General features: G+C 35.6%; 13 protein-coding genes, 2 pseudogenes and 1 other annotated feature. Of the genes and pseudogenes, 12 read left to right on the forward strand and 3 right to left on the reverse strand.

Annotated features, from left to right (window positions below):
• Positions 1 to 100: 100 nt before the first annotated feature.
• The gene (gene metG / locus JFL43_RS04620) at positions 101 to 1,744 is read right to left on the reverse strand and encodes a methionine--tRNA ligase (RefSeq protein WP_200748131.1); all 1,644 of its coding nucleotides are present in this window, start codon (positions 1,742 to 1,744) and stop codon (positions 101 to 103) included.
• A 51-nt stretch (positions 1,745 to 1,795) separates the two neighbouring features.
• Positions 1,796 to 2,050, reverse strand: a binding site (T-box leader).
• A 205-nt stretch (positions 2,051 to 2,255) separates the two neighbouring features.
• Positions 2,256 to 3,851, reverse strand: coding sequence for an ABC transporter substrate-binding protein (locus tag JFL43_RS04625; RefSeq protein ID WP_200748132.1), 1,596 nt, complete (start codon positions 3,849 to 3,851; stop codon positions 2,256 to 2,258).
• A gap of 69 nt (positions 3,852 to 3,920) precedes the next feature.
• Here JFL43_RS04625 and JFL43_RS04630 point away from each other — a divergent pair, with 69 nt between their 5' ends.
• From JFL43_RS04630 to JFL43_RS04685, 12 genes and pseudogenes are all read left to right on the forward strand, one after another.
• Entirely contained in the window at positions 3,921 to 5,102 is a 1,182-nt protein-coding gene (locus JFL43_RS04630; RefSeq protein WP_200748133.1) for an MFS transporter, read from the forward strand.
• 79 nt (positions 5,103 to 5,181) lie between these two features.
• On the forward strand, positions 5,182 to 5,373 hold the full coding sequence (locus JFL43_RS04635) for a hypothetical protein (RefSeq protein WP_200748134.1): 192 nt from the start codon (positions 5,182 to 5,184) through the stop codon (positions 5,371 to 5,373).
• A gap of 244 nt (positions 5,374 to 5,617) precedes the next feature.
• Complete coding sequence (locus JFL43_RS04640; protein ID WP_200748135.1) at positions 5,618 to 6,148, forward strand: GNAT family N-acetyltransferase; 531 nt, start codon at positions 5,618 to 5,620, stop codon at positions 6,146 to 6,148.
• A 219-nt stretch (positions 6,149 to 6,367) separates the two neighbouring features.
• On the forward strand, positions 6,368 to 6,595 hold the full coding sequence (locus tag JFL43_RS04645) for a hypothetical protein (protein WP_200748136.1): 228 nt from the start codon (positions 6,368 to 6,370) through the stop codon (positions 6,593 to 6,595).
• Positions 6,596 to 6,780: 185 nt separating this feature from the next.
• Positions 6,781 to 7,081, forward strand: a pseudogene (locus tag JFL43_RS04650) (hypothetical protein).
• A 228-nt stretch (positions 7,082 to 7,309) separates the two neighbouring features.
• A complete protein-coding gene (locus tag JFL43_RS04655; protein WP_200748137.1) occupies positions 7,310 to 7,906 on the forward strand; it encodes a TetR/AcrR family transcriptional regulator in 597 nt (198 codons plus the stop codon).
• 161 nt (positions 7,907 to 8,067) lie between these two features.
• Complete coding sequence (gene lpdA / locus JFL43_RS04660) at positions 8,068 to 9,450, forward strand: dihydrolipoyl dehydrogenase (RefSeq protein WP_200748138.1); 1,383 nt, start codon at positions 8,068 to 8,070, stop codon at positions 9,448 to 9,450.
• A gap of 303 nt (positions 9,451 to 9,753) precedes the next feature.
• Positions 9,754 to 10,190, forward strand: a pseudogene (locus tag JFL43_RS04665) (ATP-binding cassette domain-containing protein); the annotation flags it as partial.
• 276 nt (positions 10,191 to 10,466) lie between these two features.
• Complete coding sequence (locus JFL43_RS04670; RefSeq protein WP_200748139.1) at positions 10,467 to 12,344, forward strand: dynamin family protein; 1,878 nt, start codon at positions 10,467 to 10,469, stop codon at positions 12,342 to 12,344.
• Positions 12,345 to 12,637: 293 nt separating this feature from the next.
• Positions 12,638 to 13,405, forward strand: a complete 768-nt coding sequence (locus JFL43_RS04675; protein WP_200748140.1) for a class I SAM-dependent methyltransferase — start codon at positions 12,638 to 12,640, stop codon at positions 13,403 to 13,405.
• Complete coding sequence (locus tag JFL43_RS04680; protein WP_200748141.1) at positions 13,402 to 13,911, forward strand: GNAT family N-acetyltransferase; 510 nt, start codon at positions 13,402 to 13,404, stop codon at positions 13,909 to 13,911. The genes JFL43_RS04675 and JFL43_RS04680 overlap by 4 nt, the downstream gene beginning before the upstream one ends.
• 223 nt (positions 13,912 to 14,134) lie before the next feature.
• Positions 14,135 to 14,809: a hypothetical protein gene (locus tag JFL43_RS04685; protein WP_200748142.1), complete on the forward strand. Its 675-nt coding sequence runs from the start codon at positions 14,135 to 14,137 to the stop codon at positions 14,807 to 14,809.
• Positions 14,810 to 15,100: 291 nt separating this feature from the next.
• On the opposite strand, the gene JFL43_RS04690 is transcribed toward JFL43_RS04685, so the two are convergent.
• A complete protein-coding gene (locus JFL43_RS04690) occupies positions 15,101 to 15,472 on the reverse strand; it encodes a nucleotide excision repair endonuclease (RefSeq protein ID WP_100797807.1) in 372 nt (123 codons plus the stop codon).
• Positions 15,473 to 15,911: the final 439 nt, after the last annotated feature.

Below are 15,911 nucleotides of genomic sequence, written 5' to 3' on the forward strand. Positions count from 1 at the left end.
TTGCATTGTGGATAACAATTCTACAAGGTATTGGCTGCATCCAGCTCTGATTACTCTCACTAAGTGGTGTCGGGTGTATACTAGCGCTCTACGCTATTGTTTATACATTTGTATTACTTTGTGTTACTAAATGGTTAAATTCCTCTTCAATTAAAGCAACATCTAATCGCTGAAACAGCGGTTCTACATAGTGAATAGAGACAGGTAAATCTACTAATTCATGCCATGTAATATCTGTAATTCCGAGCATGTCGCGTATTTTCTTCGTTGAAAAAGGTATGAATGGATCTAGTAGTTGTGATAAATTCGCAATAATATAGACACATGTTGTCAGTGTGTTAGCGCATGCCTCTGTATTCTCTTTTATTTGTAACCACGGCTGCTGCTCATCGAAGTATTTATTGGCAGAGCGGATGTAGTAAAAGATTTCTTCAAGTGGTGCTTTGAAATGACTTTGTTCAATCGCAAAGCCTACCTCATCATAGAGCTTTTTCGTTTGTAGTTGAATCAATGGATTGACAATTCCTTTTGGTATTTGTTTATCAAACGATTTTTCGATGAATTTTAAAGTCCTATTGACAAAATTTCCGTAAGCCCCGAGTAATTCACTATTATGGCTATAAATAAATTCGCGCCATGAAAAGTCTGTATCACGGTTTTCGGGCGCATTAATCGTTAAAAAATAGCGAATAGTATCGGCATCGTATTTTTCAATTATATACGGCACCCAAACCGCCCAGTTTAGGCTTGTAGAGAGCTTTCGTTTTTCTAAAGTTAAATATTCATTTGACACAATATGCGTAGGTAGGGCAGGGTTGTTTATGCCCATTAAAATAGCTGGCCAAATGATAGTGTGGAAGGGGATATTATCTTTCCCATGAACATAATAAGAGATAGTATCTTGGTGCCAATAGTCTTGCACACTCTTCTGGTTTTGCTTGGCCCATTCTAAGCTGGCTGTGTAATAGCCCGATACCGCTTCAATCCAGACATAAATTTTCTTACCATCGAAGCCGTCAATTGGAACATCAACGCCATTTAGTAAATCTCTAGTAACAGCGCGGTCAGGGACTCCATCTGCCAAGTATCGCTGTGATAAATCGATGGCATTTTGACGCCATACTTTTTGTTCTTTTGCATTTTCAACGTAATGTTCTAGTGCGTTTTGCAGCTTACTTAGTGCAAAGTAAAAATGTTCAGTTTCTTTCACGATGGGCTCATTACCACAAATTTTACATCGTCTATCGATTAAATCGAGTGGATCTAATATCGTCGAGCAGTGATCACATTGATCTCCACGTGCTTTACTACCACATACAGGGCAGAAACCTTCCACAAAACGATCAGGTAAAAATTGCTTATCATTTTCACAATACGTTTGTTCAATCGATTTTTTATACAAAAAACCGTTATCTAAAAGCGCTAAAAAGATATTCTGAACTTCCACGTGGTGATGCTCGGTGTCCGTTCGCGTATAGAGATCATAAGTAAAACCGAGTTTGTTGAAACTTGCTGTAAATTCATCATGATAACGATCAGCAATTTCTTTTACCGTTACGCCTTCTTGATTTGCACGAATGGAAATAGGTGTTCCATTACAATCACTACCGGATACATAAAGAACTTCTTCTTTCTTTAACCGATAATATCTAGCCAAAATATCTCCCGGTAATAATGCGGCAATATGTCCTAGATGCAATGAACCATTGGCATATGGCCAAGCTCCCCCAATAACAATACTCATGAATAAATCCTCCTTAAAATACAAAAAAACCTCGCCCTAATCAAAATAATTGATCAGGACGAGGATATATACCCGTGTTACCACCTTCATTTACAAATAGCTCTCACTATTTGCCTTCATCAGTACGCCATGTAAGGGATACTGCAGCTGTTGTAACGAGTGCCGTTCTCGTCGTAGCCTACTAAACAAGTTGTTCGGTACGAAGCTCAGAGGTCATTTTCAAATAGTTAAGTTCGCTTCATTTCCACCGACAGAAGCTCTCTAGACAACTTAATTTATTTTACTTTTCCTCATCAACGCTAATTTCTTATGCTGAAAATTAGTATAAAACAGTACTAATGGAAAATCAAGTATAAAATAATTACTTGTAGTGTAAAAACACTCTTCATCAATATGATATAATTATCTAATTTACGGAAACTAAGTAATATTATGCAATTCCTAATTTGATGTTTAAAAGAGATATTCACAATTTATATGCGATGAAATTAGGGATTGTTATACAAGCTAGCTACTTTTCGTTATACCAAATTTGTGCAAAGGGAATGAGCGAATAGTCGAGTGTATATAGATTTTGCAACGCGTGACTATATGGCAATTGTTCAATATGTGTGAATAAAGGTAAAGCATATACTTCATGTTGTAAAAATTGAGAGAGGGTATCGAAATCATTTTGCCATTTAGGAGAATCGTTTACCATCATCGACTGTTCAATCATTTGAAATAGGCCGTTATGTTGGTGGAAATGGGAAAAAAACGAATATTCATCCAGTAAATCACGTAGCTGATGAAATGGCGACTGCTCAAACGATACATTTGTGTAAATAATTGCATCATATGCTTCAATCGAATCCATTTCAATATAATCATTTAATGTTAATTGAGTTAGCTTATAAGGAATGGCTAAATGTTCAAAGACTTCTTTTAGTCGAGCGTTTAGGACAACTTTATTTTTTGAGATGCCAATATTCAAATGAAAAGGTTCCTCATGAAGCGGTGCAATCGCATTTGGTAGTGCGTCCGCTACGCCCCGTAAATAAGAATGGTACTGTTGTTTAAATAGTTGACGATGTTGCTTAGCCGAAAAATAAGGCCGATTAGGATTAAATAATAGCATACAATCGCCATTTGGATATGATAAGACCTTTATATCAGAAGGAGGCTGATTGTCCATCGTTAATATACGTTGGATCGATGATGGCACAAGCTTCAGCTCAATATTTTCGATAAAGGCAGTATAGCCAAAATAATGGGGAAAGGCTTGTAACCGAATTTGTTCATCCGAAAAGCTGACAATTTCATACGGTCCTGAACCAGTAAGCTTTTCACCTTCCACAAAAATACTTGCTTCAAGCGTGCTTAGTAGATGTAGTAAATAGGTTTCAGAAACGTCATGCATTAACCAAATGACGGTTTCACTCTCTACAACGATGTCGTGAATAAAACGCCAGCTGTTTCGGTTTAATAATGGAGCTACACATGTTTTAACATGTTCAGCGGTTAATATTACTCCGTTATGTAAATAGATTAGTTTGCGTAAATAAAAGCGTGTACCACCTACTTTTGTTTCCCAGCGGTGAGCGAGACCGGGCACAGTTTCATGATGTTCAATGGATACTAATCGATCGTACACATTGTAAATAAGCTGCATAGAATAAATATCCTTCGCTTGATGTGGATGGATCGTGTGAACAGGCTTATGAATAGGGATGAGAAGGGTTTCATTGGGATTACTAGGCGAACTGAATTGTTTAAAATAGTGAATAGCAAGCTCAGACTTGAATGTTGATATTAAGAAATCATCTTCAAATAATGCATTCACCTCTTCAATCGGTAATTGCTGTATGGCTCGTTTTAAAGCGTTTAGAAGAACTTCATGAATATTTTTGTTCCAATGGATCTGCGAGGTATTGGAACGACCGTTTCCTGGTGTATAGTGGAAGTAGCCTTGTGCTTTAAATCGCTTTAAATAACGAGAGAATTGCTTTGTGCTAAGCTCCAGCTGTTCTGCTAACTGGTGGTGATTCCACGGTTGCTGTTTCTGGTATAGCTGATAAAGGTGTAATAGATAATAGAGCTGCTTATGCTGCGAAAAAAAGGTAGACATTATATCCCCTCAACTGTCTATTTTTAGATTCATATGTCCAGTATATACTTCTAAGCAAGAGGTGACAAAATGAAAAATGAATCGCTTTACTTATGGAGTATTTTTTGTAGTAATTTTGGAGAAGGCATTCGCCAAGTCACAATGATTTGGCTTGTTTATCGATTAACCGGAAGTGCCGCTTCCATTGGGCTTTTGTTAGCTCTTTATTATTTACCGAGTATGCTAATTACGCCGTTCGCATCGGTGTATGTCGACTATCATGAAGCAAAAAAACTGGTGTTGATAATAGAGGTATGTTTTGCAGCCATTTTATTCATAATGGCATTGTCCATGTATTTTCAGTGGCAATCATTTCTTCTGTATTGTGCCCTTCAGCTATGCCTGGCGTTTTGTTATAGCGTCTATAAGCCAGCTTCACAGTCATTTATAAAAGAAACTTTTTCGAATCAAGATATTCCCAATGTGCTCGGAAAATCGACATCATTAAGTGAGCTTGCTTTGATTTTAGGTATCGGTGCAGCAGGTTTGTTGTTCATTAATCTATCACTGACGCTTTGCTTTATCATAAATGCATTGCTGTTTTGCCTTTCCTCCGTGCTGATTTTTTTTATGAAAACGATGGACGGATTGCCGAAGCAGGAGAAAGTATCTTTTCACTATTTTGAGGAAATCAAAAGCGGTTTGCAATATGTAAGGGAGACAAACGGCTTATCTTATTTGCTTTTACTCTCTGTCATCAATAGTATAAGCATTCAAATGGCAACAACCTTATTTTTACCATTAGCAGAGACATTTGATGGTGGGAGTAAGCTATATGCAGCTTTTGAAATTACCTTTGCGGTTGGTGGCATTACAGCAGGATTGGTTGTCGTTCAGTTACTAAAAAACTATAAACATAAAGTCGTTTATATGACGATGTTTGGTATGACGAGTTCCAGCTTATGCTTATCAATTAGTTCAAGTCCATTCCTTTTTTTCTTTTGTATTTTCATTTTGGGGCTTAGTACGATGGCACATTTAGCGAGCATTCAAACCCTTATTCAACTGTATACTGAGAAAAAAGTAATCGGGCGTGTGATGGGGGTTCGAACAATCTTGGCTTCATTGGTTAAAGTTGCAAGTGCATTAAGTACGGGTGTACTAATTGGGGTGTTAGGAACAGGTGGTGTATTAATTAGTTTTAGTATACTTGTTTTGGTGGTACTTAGCTTTACACTAAAGAATATTAGCCTACTTAAAGTTGAAATTTAGGGAGCTTATTTAATATAAACAGTATGAAACGCTCGAATACACCCAGCCAAAAGAATGTGAAGCTGGCCCATTACGCCATATGAAGGCCGAACCTATTATCCCTCTAAATGTTATTGAGAGTGAACAAAATCCAGTTATTGACGTGAGAGGGTATATCGAACTTCAATTTAAAATTAAGAGCATTTTAATAGGTTGGGGACTTAATGAAAAAACTTCTGATTCATTAATTGAGTCTTATTCTGAAGAACGTATTCAATCGAACATAGATTAAACGCAAGGGCGGATTGACATGGGGAGCATTAAAAAGTTGTTGGGTATTTAAAATGCGCCATTGAACAAGATTAGGCTGCAAGTAGAGGGCTAAGACGGATATTACAACAGAAAAAAGTAGTAGAGGTATCAGTATGCAACAAAAAGAAAAGTGAATCCCAAACGAGTAACAAATTTGAAGTTGATGAATCCATCTATTTCTTACACGAGAAAATCGGAAAAATACTAAAGGATGGTGAATTTTATTGAAAATTCTTGAAACTGATCGACTTATCCTTCGCCTGCAAACAACCGACGATGCGGCGTTTATCCTTGAGCTTTTGAACGATCCTTCCTGGTTGCGGTTCATAGGCGATCGCTGTGTGAGAACGCTGGATGACGCAAGGGCCTATATTTTGAATGGACCTGTTCGCATGTATGAACAATTTGGTTTCTGCCTTTATTTGGTGGAACGAAAGGAGGATCATGCCCAGATTGGAATTTGCGGTCTGATAAAAAGAGATTCCTTGAAAGATGTGGATATTGGGTTTGCCTTTCTACCAAAGTATTGGTCAAAAGGCTACGCCTATGAAGCAGCCTCCGCAGTAATGTCATATGGAAAAGACACATTAGGACTAACTCGCGTTGTAGCAATCACTGCTCAAGAGAATCAAGCTTCAACCAGTCTACTCGAAAAATTAGGGTTTCGATTTGAGAGATTGATTCAGCTGGCCAATGACCCCGAAGAGCTTAAGCTTTTGGTATTTGATAAAACAGAAAACCACATCAAAAAATAGTGGGAATCAGCAGAAACAGAAGTGATTCTAGATCGATTAACCTCCTCCTTTTTTGATGCGTTTACCAATAAAAATGGAAATAAACTGAATGTACGCGCGCTCTCCGAATTATTTATTCCAGAGGCACTGATCATTAAAAATACAGATTGCGCTCCTATTATATACAGTCTCCAGCAGTTTATCGAATCCCGAGAGAAACTATTAAGAGAAGGAAACTTGATGAATTTCAAGGAAGAGGAAGTGTACGAAATTACAGAGATTTTTGGAAATATCGCTCATCGCTTCAGCCTGTATCGAAAAATAGGTGTGTTGGCTGGCGAAGCATTTGATACAATGGGCATGAAAACGATGCAGTTCATTCGCACACCCTGTGGTTGGAAGATAAGCTCAATAGCTTGGGATGATGAAAAAATTGGCTTAGCCATTCCGGAAAGGTATCGAAAATAATAACCATGAAGAAGAAGCGGAGGATTCCTGTATTCAATTTTTAAAGATTATGTCGTTGATTTGACGTGGTTAGAAATTTAAGAAGCATTACAAAAAGGCGCTGTCGTACTTGTTACCAACGGGTGTGATTGAACAACAGGAGTAGGGAGAGTAGTTCGTGATTAATCATAGAAAGGAGCAGTTATATGAATTTTAATTTGAAAGAAGCCATTGAGGTTCTGGAGCGTACACCACCTACATTGGAGTGTTTTTTATCTGGTTTATCTGTTGAATGGTTGCAATGCAATGAAGGGGAAGGAACCTGAATTGCATCTTGAATTGACGGGGTCACATCCTGCATTTGGTGTAGTTAAGTTAAGAGAATTGCTTTCTACGTGGGTTGTTCATGATTTAACGCATATTGCTCAAATCGTACGGGTAATGGCGGAGAGATACAGGGCGGACGTTGGCCCTTGGAAAGAATATTTAGGTATATTGAAAAAATAATGATGACATGAGAAAAAAGGTCAGATTCCACATGCAATAGTTATTAAAGTGGGGTTAGGTCTTTTTTTATCGGGAATTGTAGCTCTTAAGTAAAGGTTGATAATTTGTGATAAAGTTCGATAATTTTAAAAAAGATTGATAAAAAATCGCTATTGTTTTTATCTTGCTAATCTTTTTTTATTTGTTTATAATCAAAAGAGACCGATTGGTTTTTTGTAGGAGGCTATCATGCGCAAAGGTGAATTAACAAAAAAAAAGATTCTCGAACGTTCCTCTGCTCTTTTTAATATAAAAGGGTATAGTGGTTCCTCGATTTCTGATATTATGCAGGAGACGGGATTAGGAAAAGGAGGGATATATCGCCATTTTAAAAGTAAAGATGATTTAGCTATTCAAGCATTCCAGTACGCTACTTCACAATTGGCTGAGCGTTATGTCGAAGAGATAAAAAATGCTTCCAATACGATTGATAAATTAAAAGCATTTATTTCAGTTCTTAAAACTCTTGTCCATAAAGAGCCATTTCCCGGAGGGTGCCCTATCATGAACGTAATGTTAGAAGCGGATGATTACCATCCTCTTTTGGCAGAGCAAGCACGGATAGCAATGAATCAATTACTGGGAATGATTGAATGGATTATTACAAATGGAGTTGAACAAGGAGAGTTAAAACCAGATACTAAGGTAAAGCAAATCGCTATAGTCTGGATCTCTACTCTTGAAGGCGCACTTGCTTTGTCACGCTTATATCAAGATATGATCTATATTGATACCGTATCTTCTCAGCTTCTTTTTGAGATAAAAAAACAATTAACGGCCAATTGAGCCGTTCTTTTTATCGCAAAAAAGAGACTGAATGGTTTCTTTTGAGGGGATCTTTGTTTTTTAGAGAACTTAAGATGAAACCATGAAAAGGAGAAAATCAAGTTGTGAATCCAATTATTGAAGGTAAAAAGCTTAAATTTATAGAGGAGTGAGAATAGAATATGAAAGAAATTGGAACGATTGTAATTGGCTCTGGCCCTGGGGGATATATCGCTGCTATACGTGCTGCTCAATTAGGGCAAAAAGTAATAATTATTGAAAAAGGTGATCTTGGGGGAGTATGTTTAAATGTTGGCTGTATTCCTTCAAAAGCTCTAATTACCGCTGCACATCGTTACGAAACAGCAATACATTCTGACGATATCGGTATTACTGCAAAAAATGTTGAAGTTGACTTTTCTAAAGTCCAAGAATGGAAAGGAAAAGTTGTAAAAAAATTAAATAGTAATGTACAAGATCTTTTAAAAGGAAACAAAGTGAATATTGTAAAAGGTGAAGCATCCTTTATTGATGCGAATACATTACGTGTAATAGATGAAAATTCAACTCAAACTTACACATTTGAAAACGCTATTCTGGCTACTGGCTCTCGTCCAGTTGAAATTTCAACATTTAAATACTCAAAACGTGTACTTAATTCAACTGGTGCACTAAATCTACCTGAAATACCTAAGAAATTAGTGATTATTGGCGGTGGAGTTATTGGTGTTGAACTAGGTACTGCTTACACTAATTTTGGGACTAAAGTAACCATTCTTGAAGGTAGCTCAGAACTATTTGCTGGAAGCTTTGAAAAACAAATGTCTTCACTTGTATCGCGTAACTTAAAGAAAAAAGGTGCAGAAATTGTGACAAATACAATGGCAAAAGATGTAGAAGAAAACGAAGACAGTGTAATTGTAAAATATGAAGCTAAGGGTGAAGTAAAAACCATTGAAGCTGATTATGTACTCGTAACAATTGGTCGCCGTCCAAATACAGATGAAATTGGATTAGAACAAGTTGGTATTGAAATGACTAATCGTGGTCTTGTTAAAATTGATAAACAATGCCGTACAAATGTACCTAACATTTATGCAATTGGTGATATCGTAGATGGTCCACAATTAGCACATAAAGCATCATATGAAGGAAAAAGAGCTGCTGAAGCAATTGCTGGTCACCCTTCTGAAATAGATTATCTTGGAATTCCTGCAGTTGTATTCTCTGAACCAGAGTTAGCCACTGTTGGTTATAATGAGAAACAGGCGAAAGAAGAAGGAATTGATGTAGTTGCTGCTAAATTCCCATTTGCAGCTAATGGACGTGCACTTGCATTAAATAATGCTGATGGTTTTTTAAAACTTGTAAGTCGTAAAGAAGATGGTTTAATAATTGGTGGCCAAATTGCTGGTCCAAATGCGTCTGATATTATTGCTGAGATTGGTCTTGCAATTGAAACAGGAATGACTGCGGAAGATATTGCATTGACGATTCATGCACATCCGACATTAGGTGAGATTACTATGGATGCTGCTGAAGCATTACTTTATAAATTAAAATAGATATATCTATATAAATAGCGAAATTTTGATAGTTTTTCTGTCTTTTTTGTAGAGATTAATAAATAGTTAAAAAGTAATCTTACGGCATCTTGAGCCAAATTCAACTGTCTATTAAAGGCGGAAAGATTTTAGTTCATGGTAGGGGGAAATTCCTTAATTATACAGAGATAATCTGGAATCATTCTTTAAAAGAATGATTCTTTTTTTATACCAAACTACTTCCAACATAGAGAGGAAAGATAAATATGAATGAACAAATATTAATACTTGACATAGATGCGATCTTTACACTAACAAATACATAGACTTGATGCATCAGATGAAGAAGTTATACAAGCGGCCAAGGTGGCATATGCCCATTCGTTTATCAAATATTTACCACAGCAATATCATACGGAAATTGTCTCAAGTGGTACGAATTTAAGTCAAGGACAACGCCAATTGTTAGCATTGCTAGAGCCATTTTAGAAGATGCGGATATTTTGATTCTTGATGAAGCAACTTCAAGTGTCGATACGCGTACGGAAGTGCAAATTCAAAAGGGGTTACTGCATTTAATGACCGGCCGTACTAGTTTTGTCATCGCTCACCGTTTAAAAACGATCGAAAATGCCGATACGATACTTGTAATTAAAAACGGTGAAATAACAGAACGTGGAAATCATATAGAACTTATAGAACAAAAAGGGTTTTATTCTGAATTACAAAGGAAATTAGATATCCAACCAGCATCATCTTAAATTGAAATGAGAATAATTTTAGTCGTTATTACCTATTAGCAGTTATTTATCATTTAACATAAAGAGGTATTAGCTTATTTTTAGTATAAATTTGTCGAAATACGATATTTTGATAAAATTTTATTATTATTAATTTCATTTCATTGTTCATTAGTCTTGCTTATGGAAATGTGCAGGCGATGTTTCGTCCTATTTTTTTTAGAATTTATTTTCTTTAATTCTTATGATAATATTTTGCTGTATAATTAGAACTATTAGAAATGGGGTTTTGTTAATATGGATAAGGACCTAAGAAAAATACAGCATATAGAAGAGACACCGCTTATTCGTTGGAACAAAAATGAGCCAAATGAGTTTTTACAACAGTTCGTTGAGAAGCTAAAAAGTTTGAATATGATCCTTTCTACTAATACATATGTTAAAGGCACAAATAAAGTTTTGGCACGAATAATAGAAGATGCCCAAAATCAGACGATGATTTTACTTATAGGTATGACTGGCACAGGCAAAACAAGCCTAGTGAATGCCCTTCTTAAAAGAACCGTTTTATCGACAAAAATGGCAAAGGCAACAGCTGCCAATACAATGATCCGATACGGTCAAAAAGAAGAAGTAAAGGCTTATTTTCTTGATGGACAAGTAGCGAGTTTTGACCTTAATCAAGTGGAGCTGTTTACGACATCGGATACTTTCAGCGCGGAAATTTTACGCGAACACCTTGATTATATAGAAGTTTATGTGAATAATGATCTGCTAAAAAAGGTCATCTTTATTGATACAACTCCTCTAGAGCCTATAACGGATGAATCAGCTTATGTAAAAGAATCTATTTTAAATCGCGCTGATGATTTGTATTGGATTTTCCACTGCGAAACGAAGCCGACAGAAGGCGAATTAAAGCTACTTGAAAAATTACAAAAACGTAAAGTCAAACCCCTTGCTATCATTAATGCAATAGATATTAATGAGACAGCTTATGACCAATTTATGGCTGAGCAAAGTGACGTGTTATCACCCTATTTCCGTAAAATGCTGGGCATCTCTGTAAAGAATGCGGAAGAGGCTATAGTATCGTCATATAATGATGAAAAATGGCAACAAAGCCAGTTTGACTCTCTGTTGCAGGAAATAGAAAAATCACAGGATAGCCAAACTGACCGTGTGTATTTAATAATAGAGCGGTTTATTAAGTGGTTAAAGAGGTTCCAAACTGAAGTTGAGTTAATACCACAAAGAGAGCCGTATCTTTCAGCTTATAACTTATTAGTACAGCATCAGTTAGCGAAGCATACGGAATCTTCAAGAAAACAAATCGAAAATCAAAAGTTAAGCACTTATGAAAAGGAATATCGCGAGGCAAGTCTTGTATTTAAAGATGTGCAAACACTTTATCAATTGCTTCAAGTAATTTCTAACAATAAGCATTTTAAAAGCTATGATGTCATTGTCTTTGTCGAATATGCAAATGACTACTTGAAAGCAGTCAGAGAATATCGTACAATGCATCAAGCTTATAAACATGAATATAACCAAAGCGATGCCCAACAGCGTCATTTAACAGGCATTGGCTTGTTGAAAAATATGTTCGCACATGAACAACAAAACGAGCAACTTAGTAAATCGATTGAAAAACTCCAGGCATTACAAGCGTCAATCGAGCAGCAATACAAAAAAATTCTAGAATTAGAGACGCAATTATTCAACGAATATGTAGAAGTACATAAGCATTTAAACAATGTGGCAAATAATCAGCTAGTTCGAATACTAAATAAGGTTAGTTGGATTCATACAGAGCGTAAGAACAAGCATCAACAGCTAAAAACAGCAGTTGTGCAGCTGAACAGCTTTAATAATATTGTAGAGGCAAAAGAATTCGTAGAAACATTTGTAGAGCAACTCATCGGGCAGGAGCATCTTATTGTAACAAAACGGGAGCGTGCATCGCTAATTGAAATATTAGTGAAGATTAAAGGCATCCGATTATCACATCAAACGCTAATCGCTAGTGCTCAAATCGAAGAAAATAATGATGAAGTATCAAAAACGCAAGCAAAATTATATGCGAAATATCATTTACAGTTATTAAAGTTGACTCCAGATGACATGAAGTCGGAAATAGAACCCCCCCCTGCATTAATCCAAATAACAGAATAACTAGACAAGAGATACTTACCCCAGGATTAGCTGGTCGTAAGTATCTTTTTTGTATGTACTTAGTTTCAATCAGTTGATGAAATCTTCATAAAAGCGTACTCATGCTGATTCAAAATTGGAGGAGTTTCTATTAGTTAGTCTATTTCTTATTCATAATAATTAAATATTCTGTTTAAATATAATTACCAGTATGTTACAATATGTTCATTAAACAAAAGGACTGATTTCACATGGGTATTCGTAATTTAATTAACTAACACACCTTTCAGCTATTAAAAAAGGAGTGTTAAACAATGAAAAAGAATGAACAATTTTACGATAAACAATATGAATGGATGACTCAAAAATCTGGAGTAACAATATACCCATACCATCATGAACGGGTTGAAATAGTAGAGAAAAGTAACCAATATCAATCGTTACACATTTTAGAGCTGGGTAGTGGCAACGGGGAATTCGCGGTTGCCGCAGCATTGCATGAACATCAAGTTTCAACTGTTGAAATCATTCAACCAGCCATGAGAAAAATGCTTGAAATCGCAGAAGAACATAAGGTGACAAAACAAATTCACGCCCATCTGGATAGCTTCTATACAATACAACTTACCGATAAATTTGATGCCATTTGTTATTGGGATGGCTTTGGCGTTGGGACAGATGCCGAACAACAATTATTACTCCATAATATCGATCACTGGCTAAAACCCAAGGGCAAAGTATTCATAGATGTATACGCACCAGCATATTGGGCCAAAACAGCGGGACAATTTATGAAGCTATCCAAGACTGTTCATAGACAATATGATTACGATATAGAAAACAACAGAATGCTAGATGCTTGGTGGCTGGTGGAAAATCCAACTGAAAAAATGCAACAATCATTGCGGTGTTATGATGTAGCTGAGTTTGAAAAGTTGCTAGCAGATACTTCATTAGTCATTGAAGAAATCATTCCGGGTGGCAAAATGGACTATGAAAGCTGGGTTTATCATGAGCAAGTAATTTTAGAAGATGCAATGATGTATACAGTGATCCTAAAAAAGGTGAGGTCTAGTCTATGACATATTCCATCCGAACTGCAACAATCCAAGATGCTGCAGGCATTGCGAAAGTACATGTAGATAGCTGGAAATCTACTTACAAAGGAATTATGAAGCAAACTGTTTTAGATAATCTCACATACAGCAGTAGAGAAGCATCATGGAGACAGAATATTGAATGCAAAGGAAATATTGTTTTTGTTGCAGTAAATGCAGAAGAACAGATCATCGGTTTTACTTCTGGATGTAAAACAAAAGAAGATGAATACCCGACATATGATGCGGATGTCACAGCGATTTATCTATTTGAGCACGAGCAAGGAAAAGGTATTGGAAAAGCTATGTTAAAAAGACTATTAGCAGAGTTCAAGACAATGAATTACGACTCGTCAATTGTGAAAGTATTAGCAGACAATACTTCCTGCCGTTTTTATGAGGCAATGGGTGCAGAGAAAATTGACTCAAATCCAATGTTAGTTGCAGGGGATGAATTAGAATTGCTCACTTACGGTTGGGAAAAAATATAGCTGAATATGAACGTAAAAGCAGCCGATTTTAAAATTCGGCTGCTTTTTAACGTGGTATAAAATCTTCATGACTTATTGCGAGTTGTCTGAGTACGAAAAGTACTTTATATATCAAATATTTACTTTGAAAAGGGCATATAATGATGGTGGATAAAAAATTCTTATCAACCTATCAACGTCTTGAATTGCTAATGTAACAGCATTAAAGAGGGGGATATTCATCTTGAAGAGAACTATAACTTTAGTAGGGGGACTTGTTTGTATAGTACTTGCAGTTATATGGTTTAACAAGGAGGACCAAGATCGTGAAGTTGTACAAACATTCGATTCAAAAAGAGAGTACTCGGATGAATATCTAAATAAGAATGCTCAAATGTTAACGGAATCAATACAGACTAGATTAAAGGATGAGCACATTCTAGATATATCCTCAATTGGTATACATTATAAGAAAAAAGAAATACATATCCAAGTAAAAGGTACCCAACAGTATGTAGATGAGGTTGAAAAAAGCATAAAAGAAATTGTTCATGAAATGGCAAAAGAAACAATTTTCAAAGATTATTCAATTATAGTTTACAGGCAAATTATTGACAATGCCGATCAAACATCAGACCAAAATAAGCAATTAGGTAAAATAACAATGACTATTCAAGCTAGCCTTAAAGTGAAAGGATATGAAGAAATAGAAAATATCATGACAGAAAAACTGCCCAATAAGTTAATTATTAATGTCTATACATCTATAGAAAAAAGTGATTCGCCTAATATCAATCGAGGGAAACGAATTGAAGAAGACATTAGGGAGGCCTTAACGGAAGGAACGTCACCATTAATAGCTGATAATGAAACATTAAAAGTAAAAGTCTATACTAAAAATCGTGAGAAGTTAAATTAAATATACAGAAAAAGAAATAAATGTAATAATATTCTTTTTTATTTCAAGATAATACTTTTAGTTATTTAATACTAAATTCGTTATGTAAAGATTTGTTGTGGGAATCATTTTTTCTATTTCTTCCACTGACATACAACTGCCAGTCGAGGTCGCCTCTGTGATGACATTGGCAACATCTGAATTTTCATGTGGAATGAAATAATAAACAAGAGATGCATTCCATGTAAATCAAGGTATGAAAAAAGCGTTCAGCAAGTGCTTTTGCACAGGCTGAACGCTCTCTTATTGTAATTAGAAGAATACTTTTTCAGTGTTATATTTTGCACGGAAAGTATTGATAACAAAAGTTTCGTAAATTTCACGTTCCATTTGATCTTCGACAACGAATACTTCAATTTTATAAACTTCTTTACGGTGATCTTTAATTGGAGATACACTATCTTCAAAGTGTTTTTTCACACGTTGACGGATTTTACGTGCTTTACCAACGAATAAAACTTCATTTTCTTTGTTAAAGAACATGAAAAATCCGCCTTTATCACGAGGGATTTCATGCATGTCGATGAAACCATTAATTGAAGGAATAATTGCATCCCCTTCTTGGATTTTTTGTTCACGTTGACGAATTACTACGTCTGGTTTTGGCATTTCAATTTTGATCAAAAAAATTCACGTCCTCATTATTATATAGTAGTTAATGCTACCATAATTGTGCTGGAAAAGCTATCGCATTTCGTTGTTGACGAAATACTTATCTATAATAAAAAACTTAACCCTTCTTACAATTTTTCCTAAACTGAAGCAATCCGTTAGTTGAAGAGGGTTATTTACTTTTTTCTAAACTTTTAACGAGTCTGATCATCCAATACAGCATTATCCACGGAAGAATGAACTTTGTAACCCATTCAACTATATTAGGTATTATATAGTGTGAGTTTATGCTGAATAACGAAAGAATTAACCAAAGCGCAAATAATATTATAATAACAATAGTTATTTTGTTCATTTAAATACACCCAAACGTTACAGAAATAACTAATTTTTGGTATTTGTGAAAAAATTAATCTGATGGGGAGAAAATGATGTATTATCATAACAAGCT

Source organism: Viridibacillus soli (assembly GCF_016612995.1).
In the GTDB taxonomy this organism is placed as follows: Bacteria; Bacillota; Bacilli; order Bacillales_A; family Planococcaceae; genus Viridibacillus; species Viridibacillus soli.